This window comes from Paradesulfitobacterium ferrireducens (assembly GCF_017310645.1).
In the GTDB taxonomy this organism is placed as follows: Bacteria; Bacillota; Desulfitobacteriia; order Desulfitobacteriales; family Desulfitobacteriaceae; genus Paradesulfitobacterium; species Paradesulfitobacterium ferrireducens.
Window position 1 is genome coordinate 122,610 of record NZ_JAFLRH010000019.1, and the last position, 21,845, is coordinate 144,454.

At 46.4% G+C, this 21,845-nt stretch carries 23 protein-coding genes; 16 read left to right on the forward strand and 7 right to left on the reverse strand.

What is annotated here, in order from left to right:
- The first annotated feature begins 256 nt into the window (after nucleotides 1–256).
- The 6 genes from tatA to yedF all read left to right on the forward strand — a co-directional run bounded on the left by tatA (nucleotide 257) and on the right by yedF (nucleotide 5,388).
- Nucleotides 257–460, forward strand: coding sequence for a twin-arginine translocase TatA/TatE family subunit (gene tatA / locus J0X21_RS07900; RefSeq protein ID WP_206811651.1), 204 nt, complete (start codon nucleotides 257–259; stop codon nucleotides 458–460).
- A 283-nt stretch (nucleotides 461–743) separates the two neighbouring features.
- Nucleotides 744–968: a MoaD/ThiS family protein gene (locus tag J0X21_RS07905; RefSeq protein WP_206811652.1), complete on the forward strand. Its 225-nt coding sequence runs from the start codon at nucleotides 744–746 to the stop codon at nucleotides 966–968.
- Nucleotide 969: 1 nt separating this feature from the next.
- On the forward strand, nucleotides 970–1,662 hold the full coding sequence (locus J0X21_RS07910; RefSeq protein WP_206811653.1) for a HesA/MoeB/ThiF family protein: 693 nt from the start codon (nucleotides 970–972) through the stop codon (nucleotides 1,660–1,662).
- Between the two features lie 22 nt (nucleotides 1,663–1,684).
- Nucleotides 1,685–2,935, forward strand: coding sequence for a molybdopterin molybdotransferase MoeA (locus J0X21_RS07915; protein ID WP_206811654.1), 1,251 nt, complete (start codon nucleotides 1,685–1,687; stop codon nucleotides 2,933–2,935).
- 10 nt (nucleotides 2,936–2,945) lie between these two features.
- A complete protein-coding gene (locus J0X21_RS07920; protein WP_206811655.1) occupies nucleotides 2,946–4,853 on the forward strand; it encodes a molybdopterin biosynthesis protein in 1,908 nt (635 codons plus the stop codon).
- 196 nt (nucleotides 4,854–5,049) lie between these two features.
- Entirely contained in the window at nucleotides 5,050–5,388 is a 339-nt protein-coding gene (gene yedF / locus J0X21_RS07925; protein WP_206811656.1) for a sulfurtransferase-like selenium metabolism protein YedF, read from the forward strand.
- A 299-nt stretch (nucleotides 5,389–5,687) separates the two neighbouring features.
- On the opposite strand, the gene J0X21_RS07930 is transcribed toward yedF, so the two are convergent.
- From J0X21_RS07930 to J0X21_RS07940, 3 genes are all read right to left on the reverse strand, one after another.
- Complete coding sequence (locus J0X21_RS07930; protein ID WP_236006141.1) at nucleotides 5,688–5,987, reverse strand: spore coat protein; 300 nt, start codon at nucleotides 5,985–5,987, stop codon at nucleotides 5,688–5,690.
- A gap of 116 nt (nucleotides 5,988–6,103) precedes the next feature.
- Nucleotides 6,104–6,313 (reverse strand): ferritin family protein, encoded by a 210-nt coding sequence (locus tag J0X21_RS07935; RefSeq protein WP_206811658.1) that lies wholly within the window; start codon nucleotides 6,311–6,313, stop codon nucleotides 6,104–6,106.
- A gap of 85 nt (nucleotides 6,314–6,398) precedes the next feature.
- A complete protein-coding gene (locus tag J0X21_RS07940; protein ID WP_206811659.1) occupies nucleotides 6,399–7,286 on the reverse strand; it encodes a LysR family transcriptional regulator in 888 nt (295 codons plus the stop codon).
- Nucleotides 7,287–7,452: 166 nt separating this feature from the next.
- Here J0X21_RS07940 and J0X21_RS07945 point away from each other — a divergent pair, with 166 nt between their 5' ends.
- Both J0X21_RS07945 and J0X21_RS07950 read left to right on the forward strand, forming a co-directional pair.
- The gene (locus J0X21_RS07945; protein ID WP_206811660.1) at nucleotides 7,453–8,448 is read left to right on the forward strand and encodes a YeiH family protein; all 996 of its coding nucleotides are present in this window, start codon (nucleotides 7,453–7,455) and stop codon (nucleotides 8,446–8,448) included.
- A gap of 175 nt (nucleotides 8,449–8,623) precedes the next feature.
- The gene (locus J0X21_RS07950) at nucleotides 8,624–9,703 is read left to right on the forward strand and encodes a tetraprenyl-beta-curcumene synthase family protein (RefSeq protein ID WP_206811661.1); all 1,080 of its coding nucleotides are present in this window, start codon (nucleotides 8,624–8,626) and stop codon (nucleotides 9,701–9,703) included.
- On the opposite strand, the gene J0X21_RS07955 is transcribed toward J0X21_RS07950, so the two are convergent.
- The 4 genes from J0X21_RS07955 to J0X21_RS07970 all read right to left on the reverse strand — a co-directional run bounded on the left by J0X21_RS07955 (nucleotide 9,696) and on the right by J0X21_RS07970 (nucleotide 14,157).
- Nucleotides 9,696–10,748 carry a polyprenyl synthetase family protein gene (locus J0X21_RS07955; RefSeq protein ID WP_206811662.1) on the reverse strand — a complete coding sequence of 351 codons (1,053 nt, stop codon included), beginning with the start codon at nucleotides 10,746–10,748 and terminating at the stop codon, nucleotides 9,696–9,698. The genes J0X21_RS07950 and J0X21_RS07955 overlap by 8 nt on opposite strands.
- Before the next feature lie 164 nt (nucleotides 10,749–10,912).
- On the reverse strand, nucleotides 10,913–11,728 hold the full coding sequence (locus J0X21_RS07960) for a methyl-accepting chemotaxis protein (protein WP_206811663.1): 816 nt from the start codon (nucleotides 11,726–11,728) through the stop codon (nucleotides 10,913–10,915).
- Between the two features lie 92 nt (nucleotides 11,729–11,820).
- Nucleotides 11,821–12,612: a LexA family protein gene (locus J0X21_RS07965; protein ID WP_206811664.1), complete on the reverse strand. Its 792-nt coding sequence runs from the start codon at nucleotides 12,610–12,612 to the stop codon at nucleotides 11,821–11,823.
- Between the two features lie 138 nt (nucleotides 12,613–12,750).
- The gene (locus J0X21_RS07970; RefSeq protein WP_206811665.1) at nucleotides 12,751–14,157 is read right to left on the reverse strand and encodes a sigma-54 interaction domain-containing protein; all 1,407 of its coding nucleotides are present in this window, start codon (nucleotides 14,155–14,157) and stop codon (nucleotides 12,751–12,753) included.
- Between the two features lie 363 nt (nucleotides 14,158–14,520).
- Between J0X21_RS07970 and J0X21_RS07975 the strand changes: the two genes are divergently transcribed.
- The 8 genes from J0X21_RS07975 to J0X21_RS08010 all read left to right on the forward strand — a co-directional run bounded on the left by J0X21_RS07975 (nucleotide 14,521) and on the right by J0X21_RS08010 (nucleotide 21,833).
- A complete protein-coding gene (locus J0X21_RS07975) occupies nucleotides 14,521–15,702 on the forward strand; it encodes an ABC transporter substrate-binding protein (protein ID WP_206811666.1) in 1,182 nt (393 codons plus the stop codon).
- 96 nt (nucleotides 15,703–15,798) lie between these two features.
- Entirely contained in the window at nucleotides 15,799–16,674 is an 876-nt protein-coding gene (locus J0X21_RS07980) for a branched-chain amino acid ABC transporter permease (protein WP_206811667.1), read from the forward strand.
- A 1-nt stretch (nucleotide 16,675) separates the two neighbouring features.
- Nucleotides 16,676–17,641 (forward strand): branched-chain amino acid ABC transporter permease, encoded by a 966-nt coding sequence (locus tag J0X21_RS07985; RefSeq protein ID WP_206811668.1) that lies wholly within the window; start codon nucleotides 16,676–16,678, stop codon nucleotides 17,639–17,641.
- On the forward strand, nucleotides 17,616–18,401 hold the full coding sequence (locus tag J0X21_RS07990; protein ID WP_206811669.1) for an ABC transporter ATP-binding protein: 786 nt from the start codon (nucleotides 17,616–17,618) through the stop codon (nucleotides 18,399–18,401). Before J0X21_RS07985 ends, J0X21_RS07990 begins: the two co-directional genes overlap by 26 nt.
- Nucleotides 18,385–19,086 (forward strand): ABC transporter ATP-binding protein, encoded by a 702-nt coding sequence (locus J0X21_RS07995; RefSeq protein WP_206811670.1) that lies wholly within the window; start codon nucleotides 18,385–18,387, stop codon nucleotides 19,084–19,086. Before J0X21_RS07990 ends, J0X21_RS07995 begins: the two co-directional genes overlap by 17 nt.
- A gap of 44 nt (nucleotides 19,087–19,130) precedes the next feature.
- Nucleotides 19,131–19,970, forward strand: coding sequence for a carbon-nitrogen hydrolase family protein (locus J0X21_RS08000; RefSeq protein WP_206811671.1), 840 nt, complete (start codon nucleotides 19,131–19,133; stop codon nucleotides 19,968–19,970).
- 78 nt (nucleotides 19,971–20,048) lie between these two features.
- A complete protein-coding gene (locus tag J0X21_RS08005; protein ID WP_206811672.1) occupies nucleotides 20,049–20,513 on the forward strand; it encodes a pyridoxamine 5'-phosphate oxidase family protein in 465 nt (154 codons plus the stop codon).
- Nucleotides 20,514–20,591: 78 nt separating this feature from the next.
- The gene (locus J0X21_RS08010; RefSeq protein ID WP_206811673.1) at nucleotides 20,592–21,833 is read left to right on the forward strand and encodes a Zn-dependent hydrolase; all 1,242 of its coding nucleotides are present in this window, start codon (nucleotides 20,592–20,594) and stop codon (nucleotides 21,831–21,833) included.
- Nucleotides 21,834–21,845: the final 12 nt, after the last annotated feature.

Sequence of the window (21,845 nt, forward strand, 5' to 3'; positions counted from 1 at the left end):
CAACTTGCTTGTACGGTGCCTACGTCCGATAGTTCCAGTGCCAGTGGATACTATCGCCGTAGGCGCTAACAATTGAGAAAATCTATTTTGCATTATTTGCCATTAATTAATTTTTGAAAAAGATATTGCAAGTTTGTCTTAGTTAAGCTAGCATAGAACTAGTGAATTCATGAACTAACTTAAGTCTTAGAAACGTTTTTCAATGGACAGTTAAGGAAAAAATATGTTATAGTGATGACATTGGAGGTGGACGAAAATGCTAGTAACTTTTGGATTTGTAACTCCTACAGTTGCAGTAATTTTACTTGTAATTGCCCTAGTGATTTTTGGACCGGGTAAATTGCCGGAATTGGGTAAGGCCTTGGGTAAAGGAATAAAAGAATTCAAATCCGCAACCGAAGGAGAAACCGGCGGTAAGGAAGAGGTTAAGACGGCAACTAAAGATACCACCAAAGAGTAATATTAGTAGAAACCCTGGGTACCTATGAAGGAATCATGCGACGGCTCTTTATCATGAAAGGGCCGTTTATTTTTTAGCAAAAGGTGGCTTTGCACATTGAAATTTTGCCTGGGGTTTGGATGATTAGCGGGCGATTTATAATGCAGTGACCGGGGAAAAAGGATCTGGTTTATGGAAAAGCCGGTGAGCGGTTTGGATTTCTGTTCTTAGTTTGCTATACTGGATGCAAGGCATAACTTTTCCTAAAGAAAACTTGGTTTGTCCCAAGAAAAGGGGGATACCTATGCGTGTCTTAATCAAACTGTTTGCGACCTTCCGGGAAGGTCGCTTCAAATCTGAGGAATGGGAGCTCGCACCGGGGGCCACGGTCGCGGAGGTTTTGTCCAGGCTTAAGATAAAGCCGGAGGAAGTATCAATCCAGCTCGTGAACGGAAAGGATGCTGCTCTTGGGCAAGTGCTTCAGGATGGAGATGTGATGGCACTCTTTCCTCCGGTAGGGGGTGGCTAAGATGAGCCGTTTTCCTGACCGTTACCGCCGCAATGCTCAAACCATTTCTCCTGAAAATCAGACTAAAATTCAAGCGTCTACGGTTGCTGTCATCGGCTGTGGAGGGCTGGGAGGATATATTGCGGAAGAATTAGCCCGGCTGGGGATTGGACGGTTAATTCTAATTGACGGGGATCGAATTGAAGAGAGCAACCTGAACCGTCAGCTTTTTGCCACCGAGAAGGTGGTTGGAACGCCAAAAGTTGAGTCTGCAGGCAAGCGCTTGCGCGAAGTGAACTCTGAGGTAAAACTGGAGCTTTTTCAGGACTGGTTTAAGGAAGAAAAAGCACAGACTTTGCTTACAGGAGCGGACGTGGTTTGTGATGCGCTTGACTCGATTCCTGCTCGTCTGGAATTGGAGCGCAGCTGCCATGCCCTGAACCTCCCTTTGGTTTTTGCCGGGATTGCAGGCTGGTACGGTTTGGTAGGGGTGAGCTTCCCCGGGGACCAAAGCGTGGCCCGCTTATTCGGACAAGGGGAGCGGGGAGTGGAAACCGTGCTGGGGAACCCGCCGTTTACCCCGGCAGTAGTAGCCAGCCTGGCCGTGGCCGAAGCGGTAAAAACTCTTCTGGGAAAAGAATCGGTATTAAGGCATGCCTGGCTTCAAGTCGACCTCCTTGCCATGGAATTTGAGAAGTTTTACTTGCAGATCTAGAAATATAGAAGGGGTTCATAGGATGGGACAGAAGGATGAGCTATTTGCCGTTAAAACCCTGGAAGAAGCGTTTAGCATGCTTAAGCCGTATGCCGAGCCTTTCTTTAACCGTCGTGAGACAGTGCCTTTGCTTGAGAGCCTGGGTCGTTTAATCAGTGTCGATATTCCTGCGCCTGCCCCCCTGCCGCATTTCCGGAAGTCCACGGTGGACGGTCTGGCGGTCAGAGCGGCCGATACCTTTGGCGCTGGGGAAAGCCTGCCGTCTCTGGTGCAGGTGCATGGGGAAATACATATGGGACAAGCTCCCGCCGGAGAAATCGCACGGGGTCAAGGGATGCTGATTCCGACGGGGGGGATGCTTCCGGACGGAGCCGATGCGGTCGTGATGGTTGAACATCTGGATGACTTCGGCGGGGGGTTGTATGGAGTAACCAGACCCGTAGCCCCGGGTGAAAATCTGATCGACATCGGGGAAGACCTGGAAGCCGGGGAGATCATTCTCAAGCGTTTTACAAAGATTCGCCCTCAGGAGATGGGGCTTTTGGCGGCGCTGGGAATTGCTGAGGTACCGGTGATTCAACGGCTCAAAGTTGGTATTCTTTCGACAGGGGATGAGATTATTTCACCTGAAAGCAATCCCTTGCCGGCCCAGACCAGGGATATTAACGGCTATACTCTCTACGGGCAGGCTCAGGCCGCCGGAGCCGTTGTTAAATATTATGGGATTGTTGGAGATGATGCCGCCGTGATGAGAGTCCGGTTGGAAACAATGCTTGAGGAAAATGACCTGGTATTGCTCTCAGGCGGTAGTTCAGTCGGGGCCCGTGATTTCACAGCCCAATTAATTGATGAATTGGGAGAGCCGGGTCTCTTGTTCCATGGACTGGCTTTGCGTCCCGGGAAGCCTACCATAGGGGGAGTGGTTCGCGGGAAGCTTATTTTCGGGCTTCCCGGGCACCCGGCCTCCGCTATGGTTGTTTTCGCCGGGATGATTGAACCCTGGCTCAGTGGGAGCTGGCTGCGCCAGGAGTCCAGACCTTGGCCGGAATCTGTCTTATCGCAAAACCTTCATTCCGGCAGCGGCAGGGATGAGTTTGTGCGGGTGCGTCTAAATGAGCGTGACGGAGAGTGGATTGCGGAACCGGTGCGCGGAAAATCAGGCTTAATCCGTACCATGGTTTTGGCGGACGCGCTGGTTCATGTGCCTTTGGAAGTTGAAGGGATACAGGCAGGGGAAAGGGTAAAGATTCAGCTTTTACGCTGGAATAGCTGAGGTGGGTGTGATGGACAAAGGGATATACTTGAATAACAAAGCTTGGCAGGAAGCGTTGGAGCTGATGTTTGAAAGCCTTCTGGATACATGCAAACCTCTAAATGAGACGGTGGATGTGCGTCAGGCTTTAGGGCGGATTACCGGTGAAACCGTGCATGCACGCCGGAGCTCTCCCCACTATCCCGCCGCAGCCATGGACGGGTACGCGATCCGGGCCCGGGATACTTTCGGCATTTCTGAACGGCAGCCGCGTTGGCTCAAGTTTGGCGGAGAAGCGGTTCAGGTTGACACCGGGGATGCAATGCCTTCCGGAATGGATGCCGTGATAATGATTGAAGAAATATTAGAAGAGAATAAAGACGGTATCCTGGTGCAAAGTCCGGTGGCCCCGGGGGACAATGTCCGTCCGGTAGGGGAGGATATTGTAGCCGGGGAAGTGATTCTTCCAATTAATCACCGGATCCGCCCACAGGACCAAGGCGCTTTGCTGGCCTCCGGGGTGCTTGAGGTAGAAGTGCGCAGAAAGCCGCGGGTGGGAATATTGCCGACCGGGGATGAGATCCGTTCACCTGAAAGTGATTTGGGGCCGGGGGATATCGCGGACAGCAATTCCACAGTCTTGGCTTCCCTAGTTGAAGAATGGGGAGGAACAAGCAAGATTTGGCCCATCACTCCGGATAGGCTGGAAGAGCTGGAAGCAGCCCTGTTGGAGATGGCAGAGTCCCAAGATATGCTGGTATTTATCGCCGGTTCCTCCCAGGGACGGGATGATTATACCGCCCGCATCATTGAAAAGTATGGAAAGCTTTTGGTTCATGGGGTTGCGATCAAACCGGGCAAGCCGGTGATTTTGGGAGCTATCAAGGGCAAGCCGGCCATTGGGATTCCGGGCTATCCCGTCTCAGCGTATGTAACCGCCCGCCTTTTTCTCGAACCGTGGGTGAAACACCTGCAGGGTCTGGATCCGGATTCTGCCTCCAGAGTAGAGGCGGTTTTAACCAAGAAACTGTATTCCAGTCTGGGCTCGGAAGAATTTGTACGGGTAAAAATCGGGCGAGTCGGCGGGCGCTGGATTGCGGCGCCGATCAGCCGGGGAGCCGGTGTCACCATGAGCCTGGTGCGCGCTGACGGCTTCATTCGCATCCCGCGCCTTGAAGAAGGGTATCATGATGGGGACAAAGTCCAGGTTGAACTTTTGCGTCCTCTTTCGGAGTTGGAGCATACTTTAATCGGGATTGGCTCCCATGACCTTACGCTCGACTTGCTGACAAGCCATTTGCGGCTCCACGGCCGGGGCGGAGCGGTTGCCTCAGCCCATGTGGGAAGTTTAGCGGGACTTTTGGCCCTGCGCAAGCAGGAGGCTCATTTTGCCGGAGTACACTTGCTTGACCCTGCCACCGGAGATTATAACCGCTCCTATCTTGCCCGCTTTCTCCCCGGGCAGGATGTCAGGCTTTTGAATTTGGTTTACCGCACGCAAGGCTTAATTGTACCGAAAGGAAACCCGCGTGGACTTAAGAATCTGAAAGACTTAGCCCGTGAGGACATCTGCTTTGTCAATCGCCAGGGAGGTTCAGGGACCCGGGTTTTGCTTGATTATCTCTTAGAGAAACAAGGGATTGCTAAGGACCAGATTAACGGGTATGACTGGGAAGAATTCACCCACTTAGGAGTCGCGGTCGCGGTTGCTTCCGGTTCAGCCGATGCAGGGCTTGGAATCCAAAGCGCTGCGGCCACGCTCGGTCTGGATTTCGTCCCCATTGGGGAAGAACGCTATGACTTGGCCATTCCAGGGGCCTACCTTGAGGATGAACGCCTTCAAAATATGCTGGCTGTGATCCGGAGTAAGGAGTTTCAGGAGGACGTCCTGGCTCTGGGAGGCTATGATGTGCGGGATACCGGCAAATTTATGGAGTAAATATTAAGAGCTTCCACAGATATTAATGAAGAATTCTATAGGGTGGCTATGCATAACGGGACTGTTCTGACCTCTGATCAAACAGTCCTTTCGCTTTATAAAGGAGCGATTTTATAATAAAAAAATTATTTACATTATAACTATATAGTGATATTATTTTGCCTGGGAGGAATATTCAGTAGGAAGGGGCTTAAGAATGGCTGATTTAGTTTATTTTATTACTTCAGACAAAATCGGGAGTCAGGATGAGGAATTAGGTCAAACGCTGATGAAGAATTTTTTGCTGAAATTAGTTCAAGCCTATCCCAAGCCCACGCATATTCTTTTCGTTGAACGCGGGGTTAAACTGCTTCTGCCGGATTATCCGGCTTTGGTCGCCTTGCAGAATCTCCAGGCTCAAGGGGTCAGGCTTTTGGCCTGTCAGACATGCCTGGATTATTACGGAATTAAGGATCAAATAGCGGTTGGTGAAGTCTCAAATATGTTGGAGATCGTGGAAACTATGACAGAATCGGAAAAGGTGATTACGATTTAATTCGTGAGTCAAAAAACTGTTAAATTAAATTCAAACGCTAGAAGGAAATCAAGACCGGATGTAGAATAATATCTTAATGTAAGCCAGAACTAAAATTTATAAAATAACAATGACCATGGAGGTCTGGCAGGGAAGTGCTGCCTGTTCCATGGCCATTTTTTATTTCAGCCTAATTCTCAATCGCTTATCTTTTCTTAGTTATTAGATTCCCTTGGCAGGGTCTAATATACCTTCTCTTTCACCGCCTGCCTTTTCTCTGAACAGGGTAGGCGGCTTTTTTGTTTTTGCACCGGTTAAAACTATACCTGCATCGGATTATATTTATCCTTTAATTGCTGGACTTCTTTAGCGGGTGCGTCACTGGGAGTATACCAACCTTTTTGGTTTATTACATTGTAAATATTCTCATGAATCATTTGTTCATCAGCCAGGATGTTTTTTAATTGCTGCCGTAAATTCGCACAAGTTGTTTCCGTAATAAAGGTGTTGTAGGCTGAGGTCATATGCTTTTCTGTCGCCAAAAGATCGGTGAGGATTTCTTGTTCGGTTAGAGGTTGGGCTTGAGTTTGCGCTGTTTGCTGCGCTTGTTGAGGTGCCAATATCATTCACCCTTTCATTCATCTTTTTTCATTGCATTTCCTAATGACGGTCCAGAATCTTCTTATTTGCATTTGCTCTTAGTAGACTTAACTAATTATCTTTGGTACTTTAGCGGTTATTGGTGCGAATTGAGGTAAGCCAGGAGTGTTTGATAGTGCTGGCGGTGCTGATCCGCTGCTGAGTTTAATTGGGATTGAACCGCAGGGTCAGTGACTCCCTGGGCCGCTTGAGTATATTTGTGTACGAGTAAGGCTTCGGCTCCCAGCTGATCGCTGAGAATCATCAGATTCTTGGTTGTAAGTTGGGGTGGTTGTTGTGTGTTCACACGAGATCCTCCTTTTTACGGTAAAGTTTGGGCGCATAGTTTTAGAGTGCGTAAAAAGGAGGGATGTCATACATCCGGTTTATATTTAGTTTTCCCATTGATAAGAAAACGTTTTTTCTTTGAAAACTTCAATGGCTTTTGTCTGCGCGGCTGTCGGCAAGCTAATCAGGACAAAGCGGCGGGTGCTGCGTTTACCTGTGATATTTAATCCTCTTAATTCCCCGGTAGCCAGTTCACGCTGGACAATCAGGCGGGATACCAGCGCAATCCCCAGACCGGCCGCTACCGTTTCTTTCACTCCCTGGCTGCTGCTAAAGACAAAAGTGCGTTTAACCCTCAATTGATAATCCCTAATGACTTCGTCACTGAACATGCGTGTCCCGGAACCTTGCTCTCTTAAAATCCACACCTGATCGTGCAAATGTTCCGGCTTCACTTCGAGTTGCCCGGCCAGAGGGTGCTTCGGAGGAACGACCAAAATCATCTCATCTTCCATAAACGGCTCGATCAAAACATCAGTCTGACTTACTTTCCCTTCTACCAGCCCTAGGTTTAATTGGTTGGCCCGCAAGGCCTGAATAACTTCTTCAGTATTTGCGATGATGACTTCAATTTCTACATAAGGGTATTGGGCGGCGAATTCTGCCATCAGGCGGGGAAGAAAATATTCTCCTATGGTAAAGCTGGCGCCGATTTTTAAAGTTCCTTTAACCACATGCCTCAGTTCATCAATCTCTTCTTTGACTTGATCATAAAGATGCAGGATCTGTTTGGACTGTTTGTAGAGAATATGTCCTGATTCAGTGGGCTCCACCTGTTTTGGGGAGCGATTTAAGAGTTTGGTGTTGAACTCTTTTTCCAGATTTCTGATATGAAGGCTGACACTCGGTTGAGAAATGAAGAGTTCATCGGCAGCCCGCGAGAAACTTTTTTTATCCACCACGGTGACATATACTCTGAGGGATTCAACCAATCTTCTTTCCTCCCGTCCACTTTACTCCTTATTTATTTTTCTTATTGGCACAATTAGTAATTTGTATTGTCTTACCTTGGGCTGGATCTATATAATCTGTTTATCAAAATGAAAGCGCGGAGCAAAACAGTGATCACGCTTAAAGTTCGAAGAGGTGGGTGAAGAAATGACTGGATTGAGAAATAAATGGTTAAGTCCGGATTTCCTGTTTGGTTTGCTGTTTACTCTCGTGATTGCAGGAATTGGGACAGGACTGGCCTATTTGCCGGTATTTAACCGCTTAGGGCCGATGTTGTCCGCGATTTTAATTGCAGTGATTTTTCGGAATACGATAGGTTATCCGGAGAGTATGCGTACGGGCATCCAGTTTTCCGGGCGTAGACTCTTACGCATCGCCATCATTCTCTATGGCTTTAAGCTGAATATTGATATTGTCATCCATAAAGGGGGTATGCTCTTAGTACACGGGTTTATTACCATTATTGCCGCCGTCATCCTAACCATGATTTTTGCCAGACTAGTGAAAGCAGAGCATAATTTGTCATTCCTTCTGGGAGTAGGCACCGGGGTTTGCGGGGCGGCAGCCATCGCCGCAGTTTCCCCGATTATTAAAGCCAGTGATGAAGATACTGCCATCGGTGTTGGAATTATAGCCCTAACTGGGACTGTTTTTGCGGTTGTTTATTCGTTTTTGCGTGCGTATCTTCCCCTGACGCCTGAGTTATATGGGGTGTGGAGCGGGATTAGCTTGCACGAAATCGCCCATGTCGCTGCCGCCGCCGCACCAGCCGGGCAGGATGCCCTGGCCCTTGGGCTTTTGGCTAAACTGGGCCGGGTATTTCTTTTGGTTCCTCTGAGCATTCTATTATCCTTATGGATGCGGCGCAAGGGAACGGCTGAAGGGGCACAAAGCGCGCCTTTTCCCTGGTTTTTGCTTGGATTCATTCTCACCAGTTTAATCGGCACTTACTTGCCCCTGCCAAAAACTCTGCTCAATGACATTTCCGTTGCGGCCTCCTTTTTATTAGCGGCAGCCATGGTCGCGCTCGGGTTTAATGTCCACTTGTCCAGCCTGCGCGCCCGGGCGCTTAAGCCGTTTGCCGCGATGTTCGGAGCTTCTGTTATCGTATCCTTAATTTCGTACTATACGCTCTGGTTTTAAGGCCGATTGTGTAATAATCTTAAACCTGGAAAGAATAAGCTATAATGATAAAGTAGTATTCAGGAGTCAGTAGTCAGAATTCAGTAGTCAGTTGTCTGCTGACTCTGGATGAAGGAGTACTTTCGTAACTAATACTCCAGAGTAATTGCGTCAGCCTAGATAAAGGAGCCTTCAAATGTCCGTGAGTGAAGAAAGGGTGGCCGGGGCAACCAGCAACCCCATCCTGATTTTTAGTTTTGTGAAAGAGATTTTGCCCCTGGTAAAAAAAGAACTCGCCCGCTGGCAACTGGCAGCGGAGAGTATACCGGAACAGCGGCTGCGTGAGCAGGCCTTGGCCAGCATTAAAATGAAAGCATTTCATTGTCAAGGCGGGAGCATCTATGCCCTTTACCCCGGAGTGAATTCTAAGAAAACGCTTGAGTTTATTGTTGCCTATCAGACGATCAGCGATTATCTGGACAATTTAGTAGACAGCCTGGAGGTTCGGGATGAGCAAGCATTTGCCCAGCTCCATCTGGCCATGACCGAGGCTTTGGATCCCCAAGCGGACTTATCGGATTATTATCTTTTCTACCCTTATCGGGAGGATGGTGGTTACTTAGCTTCGTTAGTGAGAACATGCCAAATCCACATGAGTTCCGTACCCGCATACAACCATATTAAAACGGAGATTATGTGGTTGGCAAGCCATTATGCCAAGCTTCAGACCTATAAACATTTAGACGATGCCGTGCGCGAGCAGAAAATGTGGGATTGGATTGAGCCGCACTTGCAGCGCTATCCGGAAATATCTATCTGGGAATTTGCAGCGGCAACCGGTTCAACCCTTGGGGTTTTCTGCCTGACGGCAGCCGCTTGTGATCAAAGTATTTCGGCATCTCAGATCCGCAAGATGAAGGATGGATACTTCCCTTGGATCTGCGGATTACATATTTTACTGGACTATTTTATCGACCTAACTGAAGATAGGGAAAGCAATCAGTTGAACTTTGTAGCCTATTATCAAAACCCTGATGAGATGAGGGATAGGCTGAAACTTTTCTTAGTCAATTCATTGGCAGAAGCGGAGCACTTAGGTTATCCCGGTTTTCATCGTACAGTCATTCAGGGCTTATTGGCACTCTATCTCTCTGATCCGAAAACCACGCAATTTGAGATACATAGTATCAGTAAAGCTTTGCTCAGTGCCAACGGCGCAGGAGTGCGGATTTTGCATCGAATGTGTCTGGAATTGCGCCGCCACCATATCATATAGATGCCAGTTCGCTGCAATCCGAATTTACTTTGCAGTCTTCCAACTCTATTTGAAGCTGATTAGTTTGAATCACTTGCTCTGCCAGCCATAGCAGAGCTTTTTTGGCATGCCCCTCCGGGATGGCGGCTAAGGATTCTTGGGCCCGCTTGATTGAATCGACGGCCAGACGGTAAGCCTGATGAAGGCTCCCGGATTGAAGGAGTGCCTGAACTAAGGTTTTGAGGGAAGCTTTATTAACTTTACGGCGGGCGATTAATTCCTGTACCCATGTATCGTACTGTGAATCCTGAAGCAAATAGATGACGGGCAAAGTAAGGTTGCCGCTAAGGAAGTCTTGCCCGATCGGTTTTCCAATGTCTATCGGGTTTCCGATAAAATCCATGATGTCATCTATAATTTGATAAGCCTGACCCAGATAAAGTCCATACACCCTAAGACTTTCTATTTGCTCCTTATTGGCCCCTGCAACGGCAGCTCCCGATTGACAGCAGGCAGAAAGAAGCATGCCGGTTTTTTGGGCGATGCGGCTAAAATATTTTTCGGGATCAGTGGTTTGAATAAACAGATCCGCCGCCTGATCGACTTCACCGTCACACATTTCTTTAATCGCGGTAACCAAAAAGCTCATGCTTGCTTGGAGTTTTGAAGCCGATAGGATTCGGAAAGCTTCGGCAAACAGGTAGTCCCCTGTGAGTACCGCAACTTTGTTGCCATGGAGGGCTTGGACCGTGGGTTTGCCCCTGCGGCTTAGGGAGTTGTCAATTATGTCGTCATGAATGAGAGAAGCCATATGAATTAGCTCTGCAGCGACCGCAGCCAGGATGGTTTCGTTCTTAATGCTGCCGAAACACATGGCGCTTAAAAGAGTGAGCATGGGCCGCACTCTCTTGCCCCCGGCATTGATTAAATTTGCGCAGGAATCCCGGATAACCCCCTGGGCGTTATGGGCAATCTCCTCAAGTTTTTGTTCAACCAGTGTTATTTCAACCACTTCCACCAGGGATTTACTGTGGACAAACTCGACACTTGATGATAGTACAGCCATTCAACTCTTCCTTTATGTTGGATTTTTTGCAGCTTGTAATATTATGCCATTTTAGGTAGGCCTGAATACTATCATTTTGAACACGAGTGCTCGGGATGACATAAACTGACAATGGAATTAAAGAACGGACCGCCTTCTAGACGCTCCGTCTTTATCTACGCAAGTTAAAGTTTGGCTGAAAGTTCTCTTAGATGCTCCGTTGTTTGGATCAAGGATGAAAGGGAAGAGCCGATTTCCTGAATGGCGGCTGAGACATCATTGGTATTACTGCTCAGTTGATCAAGATTAGTGACCATACCGCCGATTAGGTCTCTAATTCCTTGAATAATATTACGGATTTCTTTGGCAGAATCCGCACTGGATACGGCCATTTTCTGAATCTCATTGGCAACGACCCCGAAGCCACGGCCGACTTCCCCGGCCCGGGCTGCTTCAATGGAGGCATTAAGCCCCAGGAGTTTGGTGTTGGTAGCCACGGAGTCTATGTAGTGCACTACTTTTTCAGTTTCCTCTGCCTTGCGCTTGACATTTTGGGAAGAGTCCGAGAGTGTCCTCCCGGCACCGGCCAGATACTGAGAGGAAGAGGCGATTTCTTCGACCGAAGCTGAGATTTGCTGCATGGCTGCGGAAAGGGAAGCCGCGGTATTTTGCAGTTCCTCGCTGATATCTTTCATTTCGGTGGGTACTGCTGCAACCATGCCCCCGATGATTTCGCCGTTGACCACGATTGGATAAGCGGCCGCGAAATAAGGTATACCTAAAGCCTGGGCATTTACCTCCGCGACATAGGGTTTACCGGTCCGAATTACATTATAGGAGCTGGTACCGGGAGCGATCGGGTCTCCGGGTTTAAGTGGAATCTTTAATTTGGTTCCCTGGGTAACAATTAGGTATTTTTCCCGGTCATAGAGGCCAATTGATCCTTTGCCAAAAGTTGCCTGATCAAGTAATGGAACTATTTGTTCAAAGTACTCTAGCATATCAATACCCCCTTAGATTTTATTTTCTATCTGTAGTTAATACGAATTATATTATAATTACCAGTGAAAAGCTGTACAATATGGAAGAAAGTTTACAGGTTTCGGGTTACTTTCTCAACGACTCCGATCAGTTGAAAATTAATAGACTGAATGGGTTCAAAATCGTGATCTGCAGGCAAAAGAATTATGCCCACACCCGTGCGGAAATACCTTTTGCACAGTTCGACGCCATTCAGCCTGGCGATGACTGTTTGACCGTCTTCCGCACTTTCCGTCCTACGGACCAACACTAAGTCCCCATCATGAATTCCCGCATTCATCATGGCATCTCCAAAAATCTTGAGAAAGAAATAATCTGACCCCGAAAGCATACTGCGGGGCATGGTGACATACCCTTCACAGTTTTCGTCAATTTTACGGGGATAGGTAAATGGAATCTGAGCTAGGATAGGGATATTTATAACATCTCCCAATGGTTTACTTAACTTGGATTTCTGTGCCGGAGCATGGGTTATGGGCTCCTCATCATGATTTTCGCTGTTTGAGGCTTGTTCCTGGACCTCAGCGAGTTGCGCCTGGAGCATAAATAACTCCTGTTGGAGCTTTACAAAATCCGCTCGCAAATCTGTTAAATGGAAGAAATCTGCCAACCTCTGCCCGGTAATAGGGGAGATTAAATCATTTTTGCGGCCGTAATCCAGGATGCGGCTAAAATCTTCATAATTCGGTTGACGTTGACCGGTCCGATATTTTTGAATAGTAGTAGGGCTGGGGTGAAGCTCCCCATGGGTAAATTCTCCTAGCGCTTCGGCAAATTCTTTATCCGTCATACGGCCGCGAATCTCTGCGATTGCTGCCGCAATAATCGTTTTTTTATGCACCATCCTACCTATCCTCCAACAATCGCATTTTTTAACATTGTACGAATTGTCAGAATTGTTGTCAAAGAAATTGGTGCGAAAAGTCGTATATTAGGCTTGAAATACCTATTTGCCTTATTAAAAATTCAAAAAGGAATTAAGTTACTCCGTTAGGGGACGAATTCCGTACCGTTTGAACCGGCGCATAAGCAAAGACTGGGTGATACCCAATGCATTGGCGGTTTTGCGGGTGTTGCCGTGTATACGGTAGGCTTCTTCCAAGAGCTCCTTTTCAATCCGCCAGAGCATTTGGGTCATGGATTCCCCCTCAAGCATCTTGACTAATCTTTCTTCAGCGGGCTTCTGCTTGCGGATTCTTTCCGGCAGGTCGGTTACGGAGATTTCATTCATTTTAGCGGTGATGACCAGGCGTTCCACCAAGTTTTCAAGCTCCCGGATATTTCCCGGCCAATCATACATTTGCAGGAGATCAAGAACCTCCGTTGAGAAACGGCGGTTTTGACGGTGCTGCTTGTTAAATTTCGTCAGGAAGTGATAAAGCAGGGGAAATACATCTTCAGGGCGTTCCCTTAGAGGGGGAATGGCAATCGGCACGATATTCAGGCGGTAGTACAAATCCGGCCTGAAGCGCCCTGCGCTGACCATGTCACTGAGGTCGGAATTAGTGGCCGCAATAATGCGCACATCGGCTGTTTGAACTTGGGTATCACCGACGGGTATGAATTTTTTCTCCTGTAAGAACTGAAGCAGTTTAGATTGGAGATGAAGGGGCAGCTCCCCGATTTCATCCAAAAATAAAGTGCCGCCATCGGCTGATTTCACGAGTCCGATTTTGCCCGAGGTATTGGCTCCGGTAAAGGCTCCTTTCTTATACCCGAAGAGTTCTGATTCGATCAATGATTCAGCGATCGCCCCGCAATTAATATGAACAAACGGTTTGTCATGGCGGTCGCTGAGCTCATGAATGCGCTTGGCCAGGACGGTCTTGCCGACACCGGTCTCGCCCGTGATGAGGACGGTGGTGTCGATCATGCTTACTCTTTCGATCAGATCTAACACCGGGAGATATGACGAGCTGTGGCCGACAATTTGATCAATATAATCAACCTTATCCCGATTATTTTTTAGGTCGCGTATCTCTTGGCTGTACTGTCGTAATAGTGCCTCCGCTTCTTCAAGCTGTACAGTTGTCCGGATAGCTTCCGTTATATCGCGCGATTGGGCTACAACTAGGATGATTTTGCCCTGGTCATCACGAATCAGGTTCCCTGTTACCAGATATTTACGGCCGTTATCCATAGATTGGACGGTACTGATGGTTTTCCCTGCATCCAAAGTTAGACGGGTGACGGAAGGGTTAAATATTCCTTCGGCTTCTAAATCTCGAACATTACGTCCGACCACTTCAGCATTGGTTTTGCCAACGATATTTTCACTGATTCGATTGAGCCATAAGGTATTACCCGTTGCATCCGAGATATATACTCCGTCTGAGAGGGCATTTAATATTTTCTGAAATTGCTCAAAAGTGATTTTCTCAGGGAACATCCTTACCCTCCTTTGGTCTTTTTTTACTACCGTAGATGACAATAAGTCAATACTGACCATGGGATATAAGTATTATACAATATTTTATCTTATCGCGCTCATCAAAATAGTTTGAAACTTTTGTTTAGGTTCATCCCCGAATCGATGTCGATTCGAAAATTCAGCGAGCATTATTTTAGCCGGGATATACAATGAATCGAATTAGCTTCAACTCTTAAAATAACGATTCAAACGGGTGAAAAATTGTCTAAAAAGAAGTATTTTATCCCAAATTTTCTACAAAAAAAGATAAATGTCCGGAAAAAAGATGGCATCAAATTTGCAAATGTTCTGAATTGAAAAATTCTTGAGGAGGGATTGTGTTTGAAAAAGACAAAAACTAAAATCTTAGGGTCTGCTTTGGTACTATCGCTGTTAACAGGAACATTTTTAACAGGATGCGGATCCCAAGGCGCGCAAACAAGTGGTGGTACATCAGAAAGTAAAGTCACAGTTGGGGCAGTTTTCCCGTTAACAGGAGGCTCTGCTTATCAAGGGAAGAGTTTTCGCCAAGGAATTGAGCTTGCTCAAGAAGAAATCAATGCCAAAGGTCTGATGAATGGTAAGAAACTAGAAATATTATTCGAAGATGACAAAGGCATTCCGGCGGAAGGGGTTAATGCAGCCCAAAAATTGATTACCTCAAATAAAGTCTCTGCAATTCTTGGAGATTTTAACTCTTCGGTTACGCTGGCAGTGCGCGCTGTCACTGAGAGGGAAAAAGTAGTCCAAATAACCCCTGGATCAACTGCGGATAACATTACTGAACCGGGACATCCCTATATGTTTAGAAATCTTATGCCCAATAACTTCCAGGGTCCGGAACTTGCTAAATATGCAACCAACACCCTGAATCTGAAGAATGTAGCGATCTTGGCCGAAAACACAGACTACGGCCGGACCGGTGCGGATCAATATAAAAAGAAAGCGGAAGAACTGGGTGCCAAAATTATTGCTGTTGAGTTTTACAATCAAGGCGATAAAGATTTTTATCCCCAACTGACAAAGCTTAAAAACTTAAATGCCCAAGGTATTTTTATTTCCGGTTTAATCACAGAAGGCGCCCAAATACTCAAACAAGCGCGTGACCTGGGTATTAAAACCCAATGGTTAGGGCTAGGCGGTTTTACCAATGACGCGTTTCCTAAACTAGCTGAGGGTGCAGCTGAAGGAATGATTCATGTCAGCTACTTCGAAGCGGATGATAAATATTTCCCGCAAGCTAAAGAATTTGTTGCCAATTATAACAAGAAGTATGGCTCCAATCCGGATATGTATGCGGCGAATGCCTATGAGGCGGTGTATATTCTGGCCGAGGCTATCAATAAAGCCGGGGGCGGGGATAGGGAAAAGATTCGCGCGGCGATGACCCAGATTAAAGACCTGCCCGGGATTTGTGGCCCTACGACTTTCGATAGTAATGGACAGGCCGCTAAAGGGTTAGTATTCGTTAAAATTACAGATGGCAAACGCGTACCGATCGGTTCAGACAAAGATACCAAATAAACACTTGGCATGGCCCCTGGGGTCTAATCTATTCCAGGGGCCATTTGTTACCTTGAATATTAAATTTATATCCTTTTTAGATTGGGGTTGTTGCTATTGGTAGAGTTTTTACAGCAAACGATTAACGGCTTGGTTATGGGAAGCAGTTATGTCTTAACTGCTTTAGGCTTAACCCTGATATTTGGCATGCTTGATATGTTGAACTTTGCCCACGGGGAATTGTTAATGGCAGGAGCTTTTATAGCAACTACTCTTGTGGAAGTATTTCACGTATCCTATCTAGTCGCAATTCCCGTTTCCATGTTGGTGGTGGCCATACTTGGAGTAATCATGCATCGTCTGGCTTTCCATCCCTTGCGCAATTCCGAACGTGTGAATTTATTGGTCAGCTCGCTGGGAGTATCGATTATTCTGCAGAATGCCGTTCAGTTGATTTGGGGACCGGACCCGAGAAATTTACCTTCTCCGTTCACTAATTTGCAAATTAGTTTTGGTGGGCTTGGAATTAACCAGCAGCGCTTATTCGTGGTTCTTGTTTCTATTCTCTTAATTATTCTTCTTTATTACGTGATCCAGAAAAGTAAAATTGGGATTGCCATGAGAGCGTGTGCCTTTGATATGGATGTCGCTAAGCTTATGGGGATCAAGGCCAATAACATTATCATGTTCACTTTCGCTATAGGAGCCTCCCTTGCGGCTTCGGCCGGCACTCTGCTAGCCCCTATTTTTAGTGTATATCCCACAATGGGTGTCATGGCAACGGTAAAAGCATTTGTAGTTGTCTTAATGGGAGGGGTAGGGAATATCACCGGTGCCATTGCCGGAGGTTTTATTCTGGGGTTAGTTGAGACGTATGCGGCAGGATACTGGTCGTCTGAGTATAAAGATGTCATTGCCTTTGTCATTATGATTCTCGTCTTACTCTTAAAACCAGCTGGTCTATTCGGAAAACAAGTACAGGAGAAGGTGTAAGATGAAAAAGAATTTACTGTTAGCTTTGCTAGTACTTTTTAGTATTGGTTTTCCACTTTTCATGTCTAATGATTATCTGACCCACATTCTGATCATGGCAGGAATTAACGTGATTCTCGTCTTGAGTTTAAATATCATTTCAGGGTTTGCCGGTCAGATATCACTGGGACATGCCGCTTTTTTCGGAATAGGAGCCTATGCATCCGCTTTGCTTTCAATGCAGGGGCTGCCGGTTTGGATTGCAGGTATCATAGCTGCCGTGATCTCAGCGTTGGCAGGTTTATTAGTGGGTTATCCTGTTTTGCGTTTGCGAGGGCATTTTTTTGCGATAGCGACTCTTGGGTTTGGGGAAATAGTGCATCTTATCATTAACAACTGGGTTAAGGTAACCCGGGGTCCAATGGGCTTAAGCGGCATTCCGCGGCCAGAAAGTATACCGGGTCTCGATTTTAGTCAAAAAATTGATTACTATTTCCTGATCTTACTGCTGGTGATTTTGGTTATATATCTTTCCAATCGGATGCATAAATCTAAAATGGGCAGGGCCTTATCCGCTATTCGTGCCGACGAGATTACCGCCCGTACGATGGGAGTTCATGTTGCCTATTATAAAGTGACAGCCTTCGCTTGGAGCGCCGCGGTTGCGGCCATTGCTGGGGCGGCATATGCCCATTATGTCCTGTTTTTGAGTCCGGAGACTTTCAAGGGGGCAGCTTCTATTAATATTCTGTTGATGCTCTTGATTGGCGGGATTGGAAGCGTCTTGGGTTCAGTATTGGGTGGCTTGTTTATCACGGTCTTGTCTGAGTATTTAAGAGCGTTTGCCCAGTACCAGATGATTATTTACGGTGTCTTAATCGTGTTCGTGGTTATATTTGCGCCTAAAGGATTAAGCGGTTTACTGGCCAAAATGGCGGGTTTGTTTGGGAGGTGGAACAAGCGTGGCGCAACCAATATTAGCAACTGAAAACTTAGCTCTTCATTTTGGAGGGGTAGTGGCCGTGGACAAAGTCTCGATTTCGGTTAAACCCGGACAGATTTTTGGTTTAATCGGTCCGAACGGTGCAGGAAAAACTACGATGTTTAATCTATTGACCGGGATCTACAAACCTACTTCCGGCAAAATGTTTTTTAAAGGAAAAGACATTACGCATCTTCCGACCCATCAAATCACCGAGTTGGGAATTTCCCGGACGTTTCAAAACATCCGCCTCTTAAAAGGGCAAAGTGTATTTGAAAACATTCTGATTGCCACACACTATCATCTTAAATACAATTTTGTTTCTGCATTCTTTTCTACTCCTAAGTATCGTTCACAAGAACAAAAAGCTAAGCAAATGGTAAATGCTCTACTGGAGCAATACCATTTGACTCAATATAAAGATGAAATCGCATCGGATTTACCACAGGGCATCCAACGTAAAGTGGAAATCATCAGAGCGCTTGCCACCGGTGCCGAATTGGTTTTTTTAGATGAACCGGCGGCCGGGCTCAATCCGGTTGAAACCTCCGAGCTTATGGCTTTGATTAAACGCATCAGGGATGAAGGAAAAACCGTCCTTCTGATTGAGCATGATATGAAATTGGTCAAAGGGGTTTGTGATGAAATAGCCGTACTAAACTTTGGACAACTCATCGACCAGGGAACTTATGACCAAGTCACGAAGAATCCTCGTGTTGTTCAGGCATATTTGGGCAGGAGGTATGAGAATGCTCAAAGTCTCTAATTTACGTGTAGCTTATGGAAAAGTAAATGCCTTAAAAGGAATATCCCTAGAAGTTCATCGGGGGGAAGTTGTCACCCTGATCGGTTCAAACGGAGCCGGGAAATCAACTTTACTCAAAACTATTTCCGGACTTGTCCGCCCTAAAACAGGTTCGATTACTTTTGAAGGAGAAGAGATAACAAAAGCATCTCCGGATGCCATTGTAGGACGGGGAATCGCTCATGTTCCGGAGGGAAGGCGTATTTTTACCAATCTCACGGTGATGGAAAATCTCAAAGCCGGTGCGTACTTGCGTAAGGATAAAGAGCAGTTACAGACGGATTATGAAGAAATGTTTTCCCTGTTTCCGATTTTGAAGGAACGAAAAGAGCAGATGGCCGGCACCCTCTCCGGAGGAGAACAACAGATGCTGGCTTTATGCCGGGCCTTGCTCTCCAAACCGAAGTTAATTATTCTGGATGAGCCTTCCCTCGGCTTGGCACCTCTTATTGTAGATCTGGTATTTGATGTCATTGAAAAAGTACGTCAAACGGGGATCACGATTCTTTTAGTTGAGCAGAATGCTCATCTGGCTTTGGAAATCGCGCAAAGGGCTTATGTGCTGGAAACGGGGGAAATTAAGCTTTCAGGAACTTCAGAAAGTTTGTTAAAAGATGAGCGGGTGATCGAAGCTTATTTAGGGTAAAGTGTTTAATCAAAAAGTGAGGAAAGAAATGGGGGTAAAGGATTTTGGTTAAGGTTGCCGCGGTTCAAATGGATCCTAAAATTGGACAATTGGAGCTGAATCTTGAACAAACGCGGGCGTTTGTTCAAGAAGCGGCTCGAGAAGGAGCCAAGTTAGTTGTCTTTCCTGAGTGCTCCTTAACGGGATATTGTTTTGCCAGTGAGGAGGAAGCAAGGTCCAAGGCATTGGTCATAGGAGATCAATGGACAACCCAGCTTCATAAACTGGCCGCTCAATTGGACGTTTATGTTATCGTAGGTTTTGTAGAACTGCTTAGGGAGGATATTTATAATACCTTTTTAGTCGTTGGGCCTGAGGGAGTAAAAGGGCACTATCGGAAAGCGCACTTACCCACTCTGGGAGTGGATAATTTCACCAAGGCCGGAACTGAGACGTTCGAGTTAATCGAAACTTCGCTTGGTAAAATCGGACCGCTGGTATGCTATGATGCCCGTTTCCCGGAACAGTCGCGGATTCTTTCGCTGAAAGGAGCAGATATTTTGGTGCACATCACCAACTTGCCCCTTACAGCCTCAGCTCAAGTTGATTTTCTACTTCCGACACGGGCCAATGAAAACCGGGTTTTTGTTTTATCCTCTGACCGGGTGGGTGAAGAACGCGGATACAAGTTCCTCGGACGCAGCAGCATCTATGGTGTGGATGGAGAAGTGCTGGCCCAGGCCAATAATGTGGATGAAACCATTATTTACGCAGACCTTGATTTCTCCCTAGCGCGCCAAAAAGAAGTTTATTATCCGGCCAGTGAGGGAAAACCGGCGGATCATATAAACTATTTGTTTGGGGCGAGACGTCCGGATTTGTATAAAGATTTATCCGAAGGCTGAGTCAATCACGTAAATATCCAACATCTGTAATTGTCGGTAATCAATATAAATGTGGTAAGAAGAAAGGGATATTATGAAATGATTAAGTCGCTTAGAAGAGAAGATAGAAAAATAGATGAGGCTGTTGCAACTGTGATTTTGGAGCAAGGAGAATACGGTATCCTATCAATAGCTAGTCCAAGCGGAAATGCCTATGGAGTACCGTTAAGTTACGTATATATGAATGGTTCTATTTATTTACATGGTGCATCGGAGGGGCATAAGCACGAGATTATTGAGGAAAACAACGGAGTATCATTTTGTGTTGTTGGAGAGGCAGAACCCCTTCCCGAACAGTTCAGTATGAAGTATCAGAGTGTAATAGTATTTGGGAATATTGTAGAAGTTTATGGTGACGAGAAGCATGAAGCGCTTCTAGGGTTTGTAGAAAAATATGCCAGTCAGTATATAGAAAAAGGCAAGAAATATGTAGAAAGTAGTGAACACAAAGCAAAGGTCATCAAAATTAATATCGAGCACATGTCGGGTAAAGCTAGAAAATAGAACATATTCCCTTAGTTTCGATTGTTCGGAAAGGGATGTTTGCTAAAATCTTCTTTTAGTAGAGAGGAGAGACAATATATGGAACAAGCTTTAATGAAAGTAAACCGTAACCGGTTACAAGAGACAATTGAAACAAGTGCCCAAATTGGGGCTATACCAGGGAACGGCTTGTGCAGGCTGGCTTTAAGTGATGAAGATAAAGAAATACGCGATCTTTTTCGATCTTGGCTAAAAGACAGCGGGCTACAGGTCAGAGTGGATGACTTCGGCAATATTTATGGGCGGCGCGAAGGGAAAAAGAAAGACGCTCCTCCCATCCTTGTAGGGTCACACCTTGACACCCAGCCGATGGGTGGACGTTTTGACGGGATTTTAGGAGTCTTGGGAGCTTTAGAAGTTGTGCGAACGTTAAACGATTTAGAAATTGAAACGGAATTACCGATTGAAATCGTTTCCTTTACCAATGAAGAAGGGGCCAGGTTTGAGCCGCCGATGCTTGGTTCCGGCGGTATCACCGGGATTTTTGATAAAGAATTTATCTATAGTCAGAAAGATAAATCCGGTAAAAGTTTTGTGGATGAGCTAAAAAGGATAGGATATCTCGGGGATGAATCTAACCGGATTCGGAAGGTGCATTCCTATTTAGAATTCCATGTTGAACAGGGTCCGGTGCTTGAACAAGCAAATTCGGCCATCGGAGTGGTAGAGGCTATTCAAGGTATGACTTGGCTGGAAGTAAAGTTAACAGGAGAGGGCGACCACGCAGGACCGACACCGATGAACATGCGTAAAGATGCTTTGGTGGCTGCAGCCAAAATGATTGTGGCCATTCAGCATGCGGCCCGTGAAATCGATGAAATGACAACTACCACAGTAGGTAGGATGGCACTTGCCCCCAATGTGGTCAATTGTATCCCCGGAGAGGTTAGTTTCTCAGTGGATGTTCGTCATCCTGAAGATATCAAACGGCGTCTGGCTGTTGAGCTGGTACGGGAGAAGATTAGTACGATTGCGGCGGCAGAAGGAGTGGAAATCGAGATTAGAGATCTGTGGGAGATCGAAACTACCCCATTTGCTCCACAAATATTAAAACATATAACTGAAGGAGCCAAAGCTTACGGTTATAGTTCTAGACGAATTGTGAGCGGGGCCGGGCATGATGCCAAATACTTAAGTGATATTGCGCCCACGGCCATGATTTTTGTTCCGAGTGTCAATGGCAAAAGCCATTCACCAGAAGAACTCACATCCTGGGAGGATATTGAGCAGGGAGCAAATGTGTTGCTTTATGTGGTTGAGGCTTTGGCCAACGAAAGGTAATCCATGGATTCC

Bases quoted from the DNA above. Each gene is read 5' to 3' on its own strand.
- J0X21_RS07950 (WP_206811661.1), top strand. From the start codon at position 8,624: ATGTCCGTGAGTGAAGAAAGGGTGGCCGGGGCAACCAGCAACCCCATC.
- J0X21_RS07955 (WP_206811662.1), bottom strand. From the start codon at position 10,748: ATGGCTGTACTATCATCAAGTGTCGAGTTTGTCCACAGTAAATCCCTG.
- J0X21_RS07960 (WP_206811663.1), bottom strand. From the start codon at position 11,728: ATGCTAGAGTACTTTGAACAAATAGTTCCATTACTTGATCAGGCAACT.
- yedF (WP_206811656.1), top strand. From the start codon at position 5,050: ATGGCTGATTTAGTTTATTTTATTACTTCAGACAAAATCGGGAGTCAG.
- tatA (WP_206811651.1), top strand. From the start codon at position 257: ATGCTAGTAACTTTTGGATTTGTAACTCCTACAGTTGCAGTAATTTTA.
- J0X21_RS07995 (WP_206811670.1), top strand. From the start codon at position 18,385: ATGCTCAAAGTCTCTAATTTACGTGTAGCTTATGGAAAAGTAAATGCC.
- J0X21_RS07965 (WP_206811664.1), bottom strand. From the start codon at position 12,612: ATGGTGCATAAAAAAACGATTATTGCGGCAGCAATCGCAGAGATTCGC.
- J0X21_RS07945 (WP_206811660.1), top strand. From the start codon at position 7,453: ATGACTGGATTGAGAAATAAATGGTTAAGTCCGGATTTCCTGTTTGGT.
- J0X21_RS07905 (WP_206811652.1), top strand. From the start codon at position 744: ATGCGTGTCTTAATCAAACTGTTTGCGACCTTCCGGGAAGGTCGCTTC.
- J0X21_RS07915 (WP_206811654.1), top strand. From the start codon at position 1,685: ATGGGACAGAAGGATGAGCTATTTGCCGTTAAAACCCTGGAAGAAGCG.
- J0X21_RS07985 (WP_206811668.1), top strand. From the start codon at position 16,676: ATGAAAAAGAATTTACTGTTAGCTTTGCTAGTACTTTTTAGTATTGGT.
- J0X21_RS08005 (WP_206811672.1), top strand. From the start codon at position 20,049: ATGATTAAGTCGCTTAGAAGAGAAGATAGAAAAATAGATGAGGCTGTT.
- J0X21_RS08010 (WP_206811673.1), top strand. From the start codon at position 20,592: ATGGAACAAGCTTTAATGAAAGTAAACCGTAACCGGTTACAAGAGACA.
- J0X21_RS07970 (WP_206811665.1), bottom strand. From the start codon at position 14,157: ATGTTCCCTGAGAAAATCACTTTTGAGCAATTTCAGAAAATATTAAAT.
- J0X21_RS07920 (WP_206811655.1), top strand. From the start codon at position 2,946: ATGGACAAAGGGATATACTTGAATAACAAAGCTTGGCAGGAAGCGTTG.
- J0X21_RS07910 (WP_206811653.1), top strand. From the start codon at position 970: ATGAGCCGTTTTCCTGACCGTTACCGCCGCAATGCTCAAACCATTTCT.